This window comes from Lentilactobacillus diolivorans DSM 14421 (genome assembly GCF_001434255.1).
Classification (GTDB): domain Bacteria; phylum Bacillota; class Bacilli; order Lactobacillales; family Lactobacillaceae; genus Lentilactobacillus; species Lentilactobacillus diolivorans.
This window is the reverse complement of the sequence record NZ_AZEY01000098.1, coordinates 13,831-28,070: the sequence shown is the minus strand read 5'-3', so window position 1 is coordinate 28,070 and position 14,240 is coordinate 13,831. Positions and strand designations below refer to the sequence as shown.

14 protein-coding genes are annotated in these 14,240 nt (G+C 39.4%); 5 read left to right on the top strand and 9 right to left on the bottom strand.

Going from position 1 to position 14,240, the window contains the following annotated elements; genetic code table 11:
• The first annotated feature begins 67 nt into the window (after positions 1 to 67).
• Positions 68 to 991, top strand: coding sequence for an ABC transporter ATP-binding protein (locus FC85_RS11930; RefSeq protein WP_057865765.1), 924 nt, complete (start codon positions 68 to 70; stop codon positions 989 to 991).
• Positions 988 to 1,758 (top strand): ABC transporter permease, encoded by a 771-nt coding sequence (locus tag FC85_RS15565; RefSeq protein WP_083485132.1) that lies wholly within the window; start codon positions 988 to 990, stop codon positions 1,756 to 1,758. The genes FC85_RS11930 and FC85_RS15565 overlap by 4 nt, the downstream gene beginning before the upstream one ends.
• Positions 1,759 to 2,016: 258 nt before the next feature.
• On the opposite strand, the gene FC85_RS11915 is transcribed toward FC85_RS15565, so the two are convergent.
• Entirely contained in the window at positions 2,017 to 2,652 is a 636-nt protein-coding gene (locus tag FC85_RS11915; RefSeq protein WP_057865764.1) for an NAD(P)H-binding protein, read from the bottom strand.
• Positions 2,653 to 2,788: 136 nt separating this feature from the next.
• Here FC85_RS11915 and FC85_RS11910 point away from each other — a divergent pair, with 136 nt between their 5' ends.
• Together FC85_RS11910 and FC85_RS11905 are read left to right on the top strand one after the other, a co-directional pair.
• On the top strand, positions 2,789 to 3,328 hold the full coding sequence (locus FC85_RS11910; RefSeq protein ID WP_057865763.1) for a hypothetical protein: 540 nt from the start codon (positions 2,789 to 2,791) through the stop codon (positions 3,326 to 3,328).
• A gap of 248 nt (positions 3,329 to 3,576) precedes the next feature.
• The gene (locus FC85_RS11905) at positions 3,577 to 4,326 is read left to right on the top strand and encodes a hypothetical protein (protein ID WP_057865762.1); all 750 of its coding nucleotides are present in this window, start codon (positions 3,577 to 3,579) and stop codon (positions 4,324 to 4,326) included.
• A 313-nt stretch (positions 4,327 to 4,639) separates the two neighbouring features.
• Here the strand turns inward: FC85_RS11905 and FC85_RS11900 are convergent, their stop codons facing one another.
• The 8 genes from FC85_RS11900 to FC85_RS11865 form a co-directional block, all read right to left on the bottom strand.
• Positions 4,640 to 5,365: a helveticin J family class III bacteriocin gene (locus tag FC85_RS11900; RefSeq protein ID WP_263862684.1), complete on the bottom strand. Its 726-nt coding sequence runs from the start codon at positions 5,363 to 5,365 to the stop codon at positions 4,640 to 4,642.
• A 10-nt stretch (positions 5,366 to 5,375) separates the two neighbouring features.
• Complete coding sequence (locus FC85_RS11895) at positions 5,376 to 6,854, bottom strand: MFS transporter (protein ID WP_057865760.1); 1,479 nt, start codon at positions 6,852 to 6,854, stop codon at positions 5,376 to 5,378.
• A 47-nt stretch (positions 6,855 to 6,901) separates the two neighbouring features.
• Complete coding sequence (locus FC85_RS11890; RefSeq protein WP_057865759.1) at positions 6,902 to 7,288, bottom strand: HsmA family protein; 387 nt, start codon at positions 7,286 to 7,288, stop codon at positions 6,902 to 6,904.
• Positions 7,289 to 7,719: 431 nt separating this feature from the next.
• The gene (locus FC85_RS11885) at positions 7,720 to 8,430 is read right to left on the bottom strand and encodes a glycerophosphodiester phosphodiesterase family protein (protein WP_057865758.1); all 711 of its coding nucleotides are present in this window, start codon (positions 8,428 to 8,430) and stop codon (positions 7,720 to 7,722) included.
• Positions 8,431 to 8,656: 226 nt separating this feature from the next.
• On the bottom strand, positions 8,657 to 10,024 hold the full coding sequence (locus tag FC85_RS11880) for an extracellular solute-binding protein (protein ID WP_057865757.1): 1,368 nt from the start codon (positions 10,022 to 10,024) through the stop codon (positions 8,657 to 8,659).
• Positions 10,021 to 10,851 (bottom strand): carbohydrate ABC transporter permease, encoded by an 831-nt coding sequence (locus FC85_RS11875; RefSeq protein ID WP_057865756.1) that lies wholly within the window; start codon positions 10,849 to 10,851, stop codon positions 10,021 to 10,023. Before FC85_RS11875 ends, FC85_RS11880 begins: the two co-directional genes overlap by 4 nt.
• Positions 10,851 to 11,801 carry a carbohydrate ABC transporter permease gene (locus tag FC85_RS11870; protein WP_057865755.1) on the bottom strand — a complete coding sequence of 317 codons (951 nt, stop codon included), beginning with the start codon at positions 11,799 to 11,801 and terminating at the stop codon, positions 10,851 to 10,853. The genes FC85_RS11875 and FC85_RS11870 overlap by 1 nt, the downstream gene beginning before the upstream one ends.
• On the bottom strand, positions 11,794 to 12,882 hold the full coding sequence (locus FC85_RS11865; protein ID WP_057865754.1) for an ABC transporter ATP-binding protein: 1,089 nt from the start codon (positions 12,880 to 12,882) through the stop codon (positions 11,794 to 11,796). The genes FC85_RS11870 and FC85_RS11865 overlap by 8 nt, the downstream gene beginning before the upstream one ends.
• A 492-nt stretch (positions 12,883 to 13,374) precedes the next feature.
• Between FC85_RS11865 and FC85_RS11855 the strand changes: the two genes are divergently transcribed.
• Positions 13,375 to 13,806 carry a hypothetical protein gene (locus FC85_RS11855; protein WP_057865752.1) on the top strand — a complete coding sequence of 144 codons (432 nt, stop codon included), beginning with the start codon at positions 13,375 to 13,377 and terminating at the stop codon, positions 13,804 to 13,806.
• The last annotated feature ends 434 nt before the right edge of the window (positions 13,807 to 14,240 follow it).

Below are 14,240 nucleotides of genomic sequence, written 5' to 3'. Positions count from 1 at the left end.
AAGGTTTACTTATGTCGGTACTTAAGGATTGCCATGTATTGTTAATCATGAAAAGGAGATGAGCAACATGACCACCACAATTTTGACGGTCGACCACGTCAGTAAACATTTTGGTCATTTTCAAGCATTAAATGACGTCACGTTTTCGATTAACCGTGGCGATATCTATGGACTAATCGGTGAAAACGGCGCTGGAAAAACAACTCTGATGCGCCTCATTACCCACCTGTCACCGCTGGCTGATGGCAAGATCACGTTACTCGGTGAATCAGCCACTCATTATCAACAGGCACTTAAACACGTCGGTGCGGTTATTGAAACACCAGCTGCGTTTAAAAAATTAACTGTTCGCCAAAATCTCAAATTAACCGCGATCCAACATGGTATTCAAGATAAGCACCTGATTGATCAAACGATTGATTTCGTCGGCCTATCAGCCAAACAAAAAACCAAAGCCAGCCATCTGTCATTGGGACAACGTCAACGACTTGGGCTTGCCTTGGCACTCTTACCACAACCAGATTTTTTGATTTTGGATGAACCAATTAACGGCTTGGATCCATCAGGAATCGTTGCGTTTCGAAAGTTATTAAAACAGCTTAATCAAGAACGAAACACCACAATTCTAATTTCCAGTCATATTTTAACCGAACTGTATCAAGTCTCAACAAAATTTGGGTTTATCCATCACGGTAAATTTATTAAAGAGGTTACCAAAGAAACTTTAGATAAGGAAAATGAATCCGGCATTCTCTTGGGGGTTAGCGATGTTAAGCTGGCTGCCCAACTATTGGATAATGACAATATCGGTTCATTTACGGTCCTCAACGATCATCAAATCCTGATTCACAATTTTTCAATTGATACGGCCAAGCTTAATCAAACACTGGTCACAAACGGCGTTGCGGTTACCAATATCACACGGCAGGAAGGCTCATTGGAGCAATACTATACCAACTTATTGCAGCATCAAGGAGGCAACCAACAATGATTAATCAATTAAGAGCTGATTTTTATCGACAAACTCACACTTTTGGCCATTACTTGTTGCTAATCTTAGTCATCCTCTTTAGTGTGATCACCGTTTATTCTAAAAACGTTGGCGGGATTATGGTTAGCGCACCCGCGGACTTCTTAGGCCGGCTGGCCAATATGCAATGGACCTTATTATCTGGGACTCGAGGACTAACCATTTCTTCCAGCGTGTTAATGTATGCCTTCATTAGTATTTTCGTCATGGTAATCGGTTATGAATTTAGCCAGCAAACTTATAAAAACACCCTTGTTTCAGGAATTTCCCGTTCAGGATTCATTATCGCTAAATTCGTAACAATGCTTTTAGATATTTTCATTCAAGTCATTGCATTTTATCTTGCAGGCATTCTAACCGGTATCGCATTGGGCCGCAAAATTGGCACCAGCTGGGGAAATCTTTTTAGTACAACCTTATTAACCGCAGTCATCGTGACGTTCTTTATCGGCGTCGTTTTCAGTATGGCAATTGTGATTCTCATGTTAACCAGTTCATTGATTGGAAGTGCGATTTTTATCGTTGCCTTTCCGATGCTTATCTCAATTCTTAGTATGATCACTAAATGGAACTGGTTAAAATACATCGATTTCTTTAGTGTTACCGTTAAAATCAGTTTAAAAGAAATTACAGTTAATCAATTTCAACCGTACATCTGGACAAGCTTCGCAATTCTAGCTGTTTGTTTTGGACTAGCATTAACCATTATTAAGCGAAAGGAATTGTAGAAGACTGAACAAGAGGGTTGGAAATTATCAATTTTAAACAATCTAAGATTAGATCCAGTTAGAAACTGATAAAAATCAGCTCCTGACTGGATCTTTTTCGTTACACTGGAGATGAAGCTAAAGGCCGTTCATACTCTGAGGGACTTCGACTCGGTAATAATCGTGATTACACAAATAGGGACTGGGACAAGATTACTTTTGTCCCATCCCCCTTTAGTGTAATCACGATTGCTGATTGTCACCAAAAAAGTAAATTATTTAAAACATTGGTCGATCACCATTCGTACCCGGCTTGGCAATTCCCAAACTACTATTTTCGTACAATTTCGGATTCTTAATCACTTTTACGATCAAGTCCGCGATACTTTTTCGTGATATAACGGTGCCTTTGAAGGGAGTCCCTCTCTCAGTTAATTCATAATCGATCTCATCGTTATTGTCCATGTAAGCTGCGCGAATAATCGTGGCATTAATTTTCGATTCCTCGATTATCTGGGCAGCACGGCGGGTGTCTGTCATCACATCGTGGCCAACTGAGTCTTCAACCCACTGACCAAATGGATTAGGTACCTCATGATAAAGCCCCAACCCGGTAACATAGATCAATCTATTAATGTTATTTGCCGTCATTGCTTTAACAATGTTTTTGGCCATTGGTTCAAATCGACCACCTAAATTAGCATAAACAATGTCTTGGCTTTTCATCGCGGTTGTCAACCTATGATAATCATTAACATCCCCATCAATTATTGTCTCTCTTTGCGGATTAGTCTTTTTAATCCGATCCGAATTTCTTAAATATAAAGTAAGATGAACATCAGTTTCGGTTAGCAATCTTTGCCGGACAAGTTGTGCAATTTGGCCATGGGCGCCTAAAATTAATCCATTTGTCAATATCTTCATTCCTTTCTTAACTTTATGTAGTTTACTACTTAAAGTGCACTTTAAGTCAAAAAATTCATTGACACATTCGCAATAAACATTAAATGGGCCTTTTTAGTATAATCGAGTGAAGAGAAGGAATATTCAAATGAAAAAATGGGTGTTATTTTTAATGTTAGTCGTTTGCGTCAGCCTATCAGGGGCTGCATTACCAAAAAGTGCAAGTGCTAATAATGTTCCCTATCACACCATCAAGTCCAAAAGTTATGCAAACATCCTGCCGACTTACCGCAGTCGCGCGTCAATTAAACCTGTCTATGTTTGGAATAACAATTTAACCCAAAAGCGCTATAACATGAAAAATAGTCCCAATGCAAATTGGTATGTCACCAAAAGCTACAAAATGACCAATGGAAAAAGGACTGGCATTTTCTATCGAATCGAGAATCCCGGTAAAACTATTACAGGATTAGTCTGGCGTGGCTATTTATCAAGGCAAAGAAATTTGATACGCAAGCAAGAAGTTTTAAATTCGCTACCTGGAACAATTTATGATGCCCATCTTCAAAAAATATTGATGGATTATCTGGAAATCTCGATGAACGTAATGAATATATGCGAGATAAACTTGGTACTGAATTTAACAAATATAAGGTTACCGGGATTACGGGAAGTAAAGCTGCTTTAATCGACTTACAAGACAAAAGGATCTCGTTTAACGCTTATCTTCAAAGATCACTGCCACAAACAATTAAACAATCTCCTGATTTTCGCAGCGAAGCATATTCCCTCAATAATTTTGAAAATTGGAAAGTTGCTGTATGGTTGTCAAATAAGCGTAGTAAATATAATGGGTATGGATTTGTGAACTTTCTGGAACCATAAAGAGTTGTGTTTAAACAATTAGTTTATAAGTAATAGGGAGATGTTTTGACAATGAAGATAATGAAAAAAATGTTTTTTATCGGTATTCTTGGCTTGCTCATTAGTTGCATAAATTTCACCACCAATCCCGATACTACTCGAGCTGCTTACCGCATTATTAAATCAAAAAACTATTCTACAAGCATGCCAAAGTTTCAGGCGAAAACACAACGAAATGCATATATCTGGAATCGTAATCTTACTAAAAAGCTTCATAACCTCAAAAATTATCCTAAAACCGTTTGGTCTGTTTCGAAAAGTTTCAAAATGACTAACGGAAAGAAAATCGGTATCTTTTATTACGTATCAAATAGTGCACAAACAGTTAAGGGCTATATTTGGCGAGGATATCTAAGAAGATACAACTTTGCCGAAACCAGCTTACCTTTACAGAAACAAGTTATCGACGCGTTTCCAGGGACAATTCACGATCCCAAGTTACAAAAAACCTTAGACGATATGAATGGAACACCAGATGAACAGGGCGAATATTTACGGAAAAAATTAGGATCACAACTTGATGAATTAAAAATGAGTTCAATCGATGGTACTAAAGCTCAAATTAAACAACTCGAATCAGGCCAAATGTCCTACAGGCAATACATCCAAAGAGCAATACCTGCAGGATTTAAGAATGCAACAGGGTTTGAAGGCTATACCATGAAAGATTTCTCTGGATGGAAAATTGCAGCAGATGTATACTCTAAAAATAGTTCGCTGTATGGATATGGCATTATCTTTTTATTACCACCTGAAAACTAAAAAAAGGGTCTTAAGGCAAAATTCACACGGAATTTTGTCTTAGGATCCTTTATAAATTTAACTTAATAAATTATAGTCTGTTTTACCAAGAAGCTTTTGCGGTTACGTATAACCTGTTTTCAAGAGTTTTAGTAGCCAAAGTATCATGATAAGAAATTCCCACATAAAGATCATTCGAAATCTGGATTCCTTCTGTTTCAACATTCTTGCTTGACCAATTGGTATTATTTAAAAGCTTTGAAACAAATTTATTTCCCCAATAATATTTTGCAATTCCTGGAGTATCGTCTTTGCTATGTGTTTCACTTTTTGCTTATCCGCTTGAAATATAAACCGCGCGTCCATCTGAAATATCAAATCCTTGAATTGATTTACTCGTTAGTTTACTACGGACATCATCAATCTTTTTGTAAGGATCACTAACAAGTGCCGACGTTAATGTTCCACAAGAAACAAATCCATGCGTTGCATCAACGTTATCCAACGCATCATTAACTTTATCGTTATCATATAACGTAAAATGAGCATTGTAATTGGTATCTACACCAGCGATGAGTAATAGTCTATTAGTGCTACTGCCTGATACGGGCGCATTGGTTGAAGATAAGGCTGCTTCTACCCGAAGAATCTTACCATAGGGCTTGCCATTCTTAGTCGCACTGCTGACACTAGATAGCCGTGTAACACTAGTATTACCATCATACGGCGTTGTGTCATAAGTGTTTGGACTAAACTGGATTCGCGCAATCTGGCTTCCCCAATTTTCTTCAGTATTATCACCTTTAGTTACAACCCACCAATAATCCTTATTCGCATGCTTGAAATATTCAAATGTTTGACCATGACCAAAATTCTTTAAATACATGGATGCTGCATTAGTAAAATCAAGATCATACGTATTCGTGACAGAATCTTTACGAACACGTGAGATTACAACATCCCTATTACTGTTAAATAATTGAAGTGCGTAAACATACGTTGAACCAACAAAGCCTTGAATCGCAATAAACCGATCCAAGGCTTCGTTATTGTAATAAATATCAGGAGCATCATGAACTTAACAATCTATGTTTCCGCCTCATCAAATACCAGCCAACCAGCGCAATCACAACCGAAGCAATGATTGCCAGCCAAAACATCTGTTGGTATGCCTGCTGAGCTGTTGCGAAAAAAACCTTTAATAGTTGGTGTTGATTGCTGCCTGTCATTCGCTGAAGGCCTCGGTAATACTGTTCAATGGACGTGTTCATTTGAATGCTGCTGAATCCGCTTTGAATAATCGTTGCGTAAATGATGGGGGCAATCGTAATGCCGACTTGCCGACTAACGGACAAAGTTCCAAGGGCAACCCCGTTATCCTTTTTACTGGCAACTTCAGCCATCAATACGGACAATGGCGCTCCCATTAACATCCCAAAGCCAATTCCGGCAATTGTCGAGGACACGATAAACCAAAGCGGATTGGGACTTAAATAAGCAATTAGGGCAAAGCCGACTGTCGATAAAGATCCGGAAATAACAATCGTTTTGGTTGAGCCAAGTTTAGAGGTCAATGATCCCCCAACCGCTGCACCAACAATCGAACCTAATCCGATACCACTCATCCAAATCCCACTATTATCAGCTGAAATCCCATAACGCTGTTCAACGAAACTTGGGATGAAGACAAAGATTCCGATTAACGCCCCAGACAAAAGGCCCATTAATAGTGTTAAAACAAATCCTTGGCTGCGTAATAACTGGTAAGGCAGAAAGGGATCCACCCGATCTGAAACCCGTTTTTCAACTCGAATGAACATAATAAACAGAATAATGCCTAACCCAAACAAACCCCAAGCCTGGATTTTTAACAAGCTACCAACTAAAGCATTACTTTGTAAGTTGGTAATGGCCAACATAAAGCTTAAAATACCCAGGCTTAATAGAACCAATCCTTTAAAATCAATTGTTTTGATATTACTGGCTTTCGTCTCAGGAATTGCCAAATAACCGCTAATAACCACAAATAGTGCAATCGGCAGATTAATTAAAAAGAGCCAATTCCAGCGACCGGTCAGATTTAAAATCAAACTCCCAAGATTGGGACCTACTACTGAAGCAATCCCATTAACTGCGCCCAGTGCACCAAGTAAGCCACCCTGCTTGTCCTTTGGATATGTCGATAATACATGACTGGAAGCAATGATAAAAATCCCACCGCCACCAACTGACTGAATTAATCTGGCAGCTAAAAAGAGAATGAATGACGAACTCAGTGCCACTAGTAATGATCCAAGCGCAAAAATACTAATTTCAATCAGGAATAATTTTCGCCGACCAAATTTATCGGCCAACTTGCCAATAATCGGGGTGGAAATCGCCATCCCCAGCGTATAGCCGGTAATTCCCCACGTTCCTTGAACCTCACTAACTTGAAATGAATAATTGATTGTTGAAAGCGCGCTGGCAATAATGCCGTTATCCAAAGCCGACATAAACACGCCAATAATCAAGATGATCATCGCGAATGTTGAATTCCTTTTTCCCATGAAACAATTCCTTTCTCGGAACAATTTAATAATGAAAATTTTTCAATTTACACGCCAATTCCAATAACCATTCCCACAATATATGGAATCAACCAAAATAGCCAAACTACCAAGCTGAATTTATGAAACCTACTTTTGGCTTTTTCAGTCCCTTTCATTAGAACATAGATCGCCCATAAGAAGTGAAACGCCATCAAAATAATTGCGGCCATCCCCGTTACTTGATGCAGAGAGAAATTGGATGCCGCCACTTCGTTCTTAGCAATTGCAGACATAATTGTCGTCCCAGTTGTATCAAAGACCAGTCCAAGGCCAAACATCACAATGTGTTTGATCCTTAACGATCCAGAGTGCCGCTCCGAAAACACACCAATTGTGTAAAAAACAAGTGCCAAAGTAATTGTAACGATCGCGAAAATTAATTTGATAGTCATGACTATTCCTCCAATTTTATAATCACAATGAGGGTGGTTGGATATACCCAGTGGTATGACACTGTGTCACTAATTCATCTTAGAAAGCATATCACAAAAATGACACTGTGTCACTAAAAATGAGACCACTTCATTAACGCCTCTGTAATTTCAGGGTATCCAAAAGAGCGAGGATGGGACAATAGTCATTTATCCCATCCTCTGTTCGTGCAAACACAATTGTTACCGAGCGAAAACGCGGGACAAAAGGCAACTTCCGGTCGTGTAACTAAATTATCCAAATATTCAAGTTCAGAATATTCGGATAATCCAATTACACTTTGGAAGTTAAACACCTTTTGTCCCGCTCTGGCTTCATATTTATCGAGAAATATTGGAGGATGTTATTACTATTTCTTGATTGGAACTACCTAGTGATTCACAATAATTAATTACACACGCTGTTGAACAACCGCACCCAAGCTGGCTTCAACCTGTTTAGCCATTTCGAAATTATCGGTAATAATCCCAGCAACGTGCATGGCAAACAAATTTCGCTGCTTAACTGGATCATCAATCGTCCAGATCCGCTCTTTGACATTTCGAAGCGGTTGATAGTGACTCAAATGAAATCCAGCCAGATGATCTTTAATCATCAATTCACGCGGATGGTCAATTTGATGGTCCGAAAGCAGACAATACTGCTGGGTTGCATCAATTTTATTAGCGATCTTCAACGAATCCAGGTTAAACGATGAATAGATAACCGGGTAAACCAAATCAAATTCTTTGACCATATCAAGGACAATTCGTTCAATATTTGGATAGTGAATCTTGTTGGTTTTAAATTCAAGATTAAGATGAATTGGCTTTTGACTGGCAAGCGCAAGCAATTCCTTCAAAGCCGGGATTTTTTCATCATCACTTAGGTGAAATTGTTGCAATTCCGCGTAAGTATATGCTTGAATCTTTCCCTTTCCGTTGGTTGTCCGATTAATCTTCTCATCGTGCATAATAACAGGCACATTGTCTTTGGTTAAATGAACATCAAACTCCAATCCATCAGCACCATGATCAATCGCATATTCAAAACCATCTAATGAATTTTCTGGAAACTTAAACGGGTAACCGCGATGACCGAAAATCAATGTTTTATTTGTCATAATCTCTTTCTCCTTTAAAACTCATTCAAAATTAAGTCAACAAAACGGTTTGTGAAGTTAATTGGGTACTAACATAATTTGGTACGGGGGGTTCTGTGCGTTATTTGGCCGAAACGTGGTCAAGAAATCAGATCCCGGCCGTATAAGGCAACCAGCCAAATATTCAGGACCAGAATATTCGGCTGGTTGCCTTATACTCTGGGATCTAACCGATTTCTGGACCACTCTATTTTTTGTCCGCCCTATTCGTCGTCTTCAAACTGGCATTCATCGACTGGCTCGCCGTTGTTAACGCCTTGTTAATACTGCCGCCCTCATAAACAGATTCCATTGCGGTTTGTTCCAACTCTCTTGTTAGCTGCATCCCCTCCATTAAAATACCGGAGTTTGTATCGTTTGGCTTGGCACTGGCCAATTGCTCACCCGGAACCCGTGCTTCAGGTTGCTTTGCATAGAGCTTCTTCAAAGCCGCCTGCTTCTGTGAGTCCTTATTCAATGCCAAGTAGCCGGTTGCCGCCTGCCAATTAGCTTGGTTCTTTGCATTTAAGGCAAACTTCATAAATTCATAGGCACCCTTTTGAACCTTCTTCGGTTTATCATTTGAAATCCAAAGAGCAGCACCCCCAATTCCGACACCATTAGCCTTGACACCATCGGGATGTGGGAAGTAGGAAATTCCCAGTTTATCTTTATTACCAGTCGTCAACTGCCCAATATAAGCAGAAGACTGAACAAAAATCCCTAATTTACCAGCTAAGAAGGCCGCGATTTCGTTGGTTTCAGCGCTCGCACCGGAACCGTAGTTGACGAAATCACCAGACTTGATGTTCGTTCGGATCCACTTTAAGAATTTAACCGTTGTTGGATTTTTTAAATTGATTTTGGTTGGGTTTCCTGCATGACCATCCCCGTGATTAATTAATGATGTATGAGCGTTGGCAAGCGCCTCTTCCATCAACCAACCATAAATTTCTATCGTCATTCCCTTAACCTGATGATGGGAACGTTTATACAGCTGTTCAGCCACCCGAGTGACGTCACTATAACTGGGTGACTTGGATGGTGGTGTAATCTTATATTTCTTTAATAGCGTGGCATTATAGTACAGGACCGGTTGCGATGTATTGAATGGTAACGCCAATTGTTGGCCTTTATTTGAGTAAAATGAACGGGCAACCGGTGAAATCTTACTTGCATCAAAACTCTTATCTTCATTCATAAACTTTTGAACCGGTGTTGTATATTTACTGTGCATCATTTGCGCGGTCGAGATATCAAACGATTGAAAGACCGCTGGTGACGCGCTGGTACCGTGACTCTGAATAATCTTTTGAACTGCTTCATCGTAGACGCCCTCATATTGAGGAATGACTTCATATTTATCTTGTGACTTGTTAAATGAATCAACCATTTTATCCAATGCCTGCTCAGCCGGGCCGCCCATTTCATGCCAGAAGACAATTGGGGTTCGACCGGCTTTGGCAGTGGTAGCATTTCTAGCAGATCCAACAACCACAACCCCTAAAACAATAACAACGGCTGCAACAACCGGAAACCAATGCTTTTTAATAAAGGTAATCCAATTTTTAATCATTTGACGGCACCTTCATTCATTCCTGACTTGAAGTAATGTTGGCCAACAAACAAGACAATCAATGTTGGAATAACCACAATCGCAGCGGTTGCTTGAATCATGCCCCAATCATTAAATGTTTCTTCGGATTGAAGTTGACGTAACCCATTTTGAACTGGTCGATAAGCATTACTAAAGGTGGTTAACATTGGCCAGAGATACTGATTCCAAGCACCCAGGAAGCTGTATGCACCCAACGTCAACAGACTTATTTTGTTATACGGCAACGCAATTTTCCAATAGAATTGGAAGTGGCCAAGACCCTCGATATCAGCGGCTTCTTTTAACTCAGCCGGCATTTGAAGAAATGACTGTCGTAACATAAACGTTCCAAAAGCCGATGTTAAAAACGGAATAATCATAACTGAGTAAGTGTTTAGTAACCCTAATGCTTTAACAGTTGTAAAGTTGGGAATAATTTCAGCTTCAAATGGCAGCATCATGGTAGCCAAGAACAGACCAAACAGAAAATTACGATACTTAAATTTCAGAAAGACAAAGGCATAAGCACTCATTGAACAGAAGATCAGTTGCGCGATCATTGTTGCCACTGAAATAAACAAACTGTTACCAAGATACCGGATAATCGGTGTTTGGGTAAATGCATCAATATAATTTTGAAGGGAAAGATGCAAGCTTAAAAAGTTCCCTTTCGCAATATCCATCGTTGGCAGAAAACTGGTCCATAGACCAATCAGAAAAGGTCCTAAAACAACAGCTGCCAAGACAATCAACAAAATATAATTCAAAATAGTGTGAGACAACTTCGGCTTCGCAACAATATTCATTAGTAGTTCACCCGCTTTTCCAAGATTTTAAATTGCAACCACGTAAACAATGCAATAATCGCTGTCAGGATAATTGATTCGGCACTGGCCTGGGCAAAGTTCCCACTGTAAAAGGCATCTTTGTAAATTCGGTAAACCAACATATTTGTTGCATTGGTTGGACCGCCTTTCGTCATCAAATCAATCAGGCCAAAGCTCTTAAAGGCTTCAATTAAAGTGATGATTGACACGAAAAACAGCGTTGGGGAAATCATTGGAATCGTGATATGTAAAAATTGATACCGCGGGGAAGCACCCTCAACGTTGGCGGCTTCATACAAAGTGGTTGGGACGGATTGAATCGCACCAAGTAAAATCAAAAAAGTAAATCCTAAATTCATCCAAACAGTTGTAATCGTAACGGCAATCATTGCAGCCGTCGGATCAGTCAACCAACCGATTTGTGGTAAATGCAGCCACGTACTGATTAGTGATAGGAAACCAGTCGACGGATTGAAAATAAATAGCCAGAAGATGGCGGCAACAGATACTGAAACACCCATGGTTGCCGAGAATAATGTTCTAAAAATCCCAATTCCAGCTAACTCTTTACTAGCGTAATTAGCCAAAACTAATCCGATCGCAATGGTTAAAATTGTAACCGCGAAAACGTAAACCATTGTGACCCCTAAACTTGATAAATAATCAGCTGATGTCAGCAAACTAATGTAATTTGACAAGCCAACAAAAACAGTTGGTTTGCCAACCGTATTGGTTAAGAATAAGCTCAGATACAACGTCTTGATCATTGGATAGAAAATAAAGACGCTTAAAATTAATAATGATGGACCCAAAAATATCCAAGCGTAATACTTATCCTTCGCGTTTAAAGCAAAGGTCGTTTTTGTTCTCTGCTTTGTTTGGTTAACTGCCAGTGGTTTTGTTTGACTGGATGCTGGTGATTTAAGCATGTACCAAGGCCTCCTTTGCTAAGTTAATCCGGTTACCATTTTGATCAAAGAACAGCAATTTTGAACTAGCCGTTACTTTCACCGGTTCGTAGCTTCTAAAGGCAACCTGACCGTCAACGACAACGTGAATGTCGCTCCCGCTATTCATCGTGGCATAAACAATCGTTTCATTCCCCAAGAACTCAGTATTTTTCACAACCGCATTTGAACTGACACCATCAGCCCGTTCAATTTTAAAGTCGTCGGGACGAACACCAATTTTAAGGTTCTCAGCAGGCACTGGTTGATTAAGGGCAATTTCCAAATCAGAGGAAACATTTAAGATATGATCATTATCGGCAGATCGTTTAGCCGGCAAAATATTAATTTGTGGTGTCCCGAAGAATTTGGCAACAAAGTCATTTGCCGGTGTCTGATAAATTTCTGATGGCGTACCAATCTGTTGAACATGTTTGTCATGCAACACCATAATGTGGTCGGCCATCGTCATTGCCTCAACCTGGTCATGGGTGACATAAATCAAAGTTAAACCCAGTTTCCGTTGCAAAGCATAAATTTCCTGACGCATTTTAATTCGCAGCTGGGCATCCAAGTTAGATAATGGTTCATCCATCAGGCAAATCTTGGCATCACTGGCAACTGCCCGAGCCAATGCCACTCGTTGACGCTGCCCACCGGATAATTCACGAGGCTTTCGTTTTCGCAACTTTGTTAAACTAACCATCTTCAGTGCATTATCAACCCGTTGCTTAATATCAGCACTGTCGAGCTTTCGTGCTTTTAAACCAAACGCAACGTTATCCCAAACACTTAGAAATGGGTACAAAGCATAATTTTGAAAAACCATTGTTAACTTTCGTGCTTTTGGAGGCAACTCATTAACAACTTGATCGTCAATTTGAACTTCACCACCAGTAATCGGTGTTAAACCTGCAATCATTCGAAGTAACGTACTCTTACCACAACCAGAAGGGCCAACAATAACGAAGAACTCTCCCGTTTCAACTTTAACCGAGACATCTTTGAGAACTTCGGTGTTTTGGTCGTAATCTTTACGGATATTTCTTAATGTAATTGACAAATATCTCACCTCAACTTGTTTTATTTAAGTACATTTTCATTGTTGCAGGTGAATGTAAATTGTTGGTTGAAGGAATGTAAAACTAATGTAAAAAGAGTGCAAAGAACCGCGGTTAGCTTCCAGAATATAAGCCCCACAAACAATATTCCTGGTTTGGGAATATTGTTTGTGGGGCTTATATGGCCGGAAGCTGCGGTTACTTTGCACGTTTTGGCTGAGGAATATCGCGCCATTCCACTATCCGCCATCGACACGCTTACACAGCTCGAAAACTAGCTTTCATTTCTCGTTTTAACTGGGGATAATCGCTGCTACTAAGTGGATCGTTATTTTACCGATTACTATTTATTTCTGAAAAATATCTTTTATAATGAAAGCAAAAATATTTTACCAAAGTTGATGACCCATGTTATTTAAGTCACTACTTTCGATCAGCTACAGAAAACTTCACTATTAGTTCCTCATTGAATAAAGGAAGGAGAACAAATTTAAATGAGAATCAAAAACTACCTTTACTTATTTTGGCAATTAGGAATCATTTTGATTTTGTTCATTTTTGTTAGCCTGGATTGTCGATACCGATTTCGGCCAACCTTAAACTGGTTTAACATTTGGCTGCTCTTATCAGCCATTTCCCAAATAAAATTAGTCACATCTCAACATTTCTTTGTCAAAAACGTGTCACTCGGCCAAGCCTCACTAAAAAAGCTAAAAGCAGAAAATCATCAAAGTCAGTATCAACACCATTACTTAACCAATCGTGAAAAAATACATAATGAACTCATGTTTGAAGATATTAAACGCCGCGATGATCAATTGGGCATTGTCCTCACGTTAGCAACCAGCCTATTAAAGGCACTTTTGGGGCCACTCATCTTATTAATTCAATTAACAATTGATAAAACCCGGCACTCGTTTAAATAAATACACTCTAATTTGACCCAGACTTAAACAGAAAGTTCCTGATTGCCGGCCCAACTTTGCTTGAATTCCGTAACATTTTAGCTTAATATTTAGCTGAGGCTTGTCCTTATTAATCTGACTTAACAACTTAAAATCAAGCAAGATAGTTTTATCGAGTTTAACTTTCTGACCCATTATATGGGCCTACATAACGAACCAGAGCGGGACAAAAGGTGCTTAACTTCCAGAGTGTAACCGGATTATTCGAATATTCTGAACTTGAATATTTGGATAATTCGGTTACACGGCCGGAAGTTGCCTTTTGTCCCGCGTTTTTGCTCGGTAACAATCGTGTTTACACGAATAGAGGCTGGAACAAATGACATTGTCCCAGCCTCTGATTCTAACCTTTAATAAACCGTGACGCTAAGGACCACTGTTTATTGAAGTAAGTT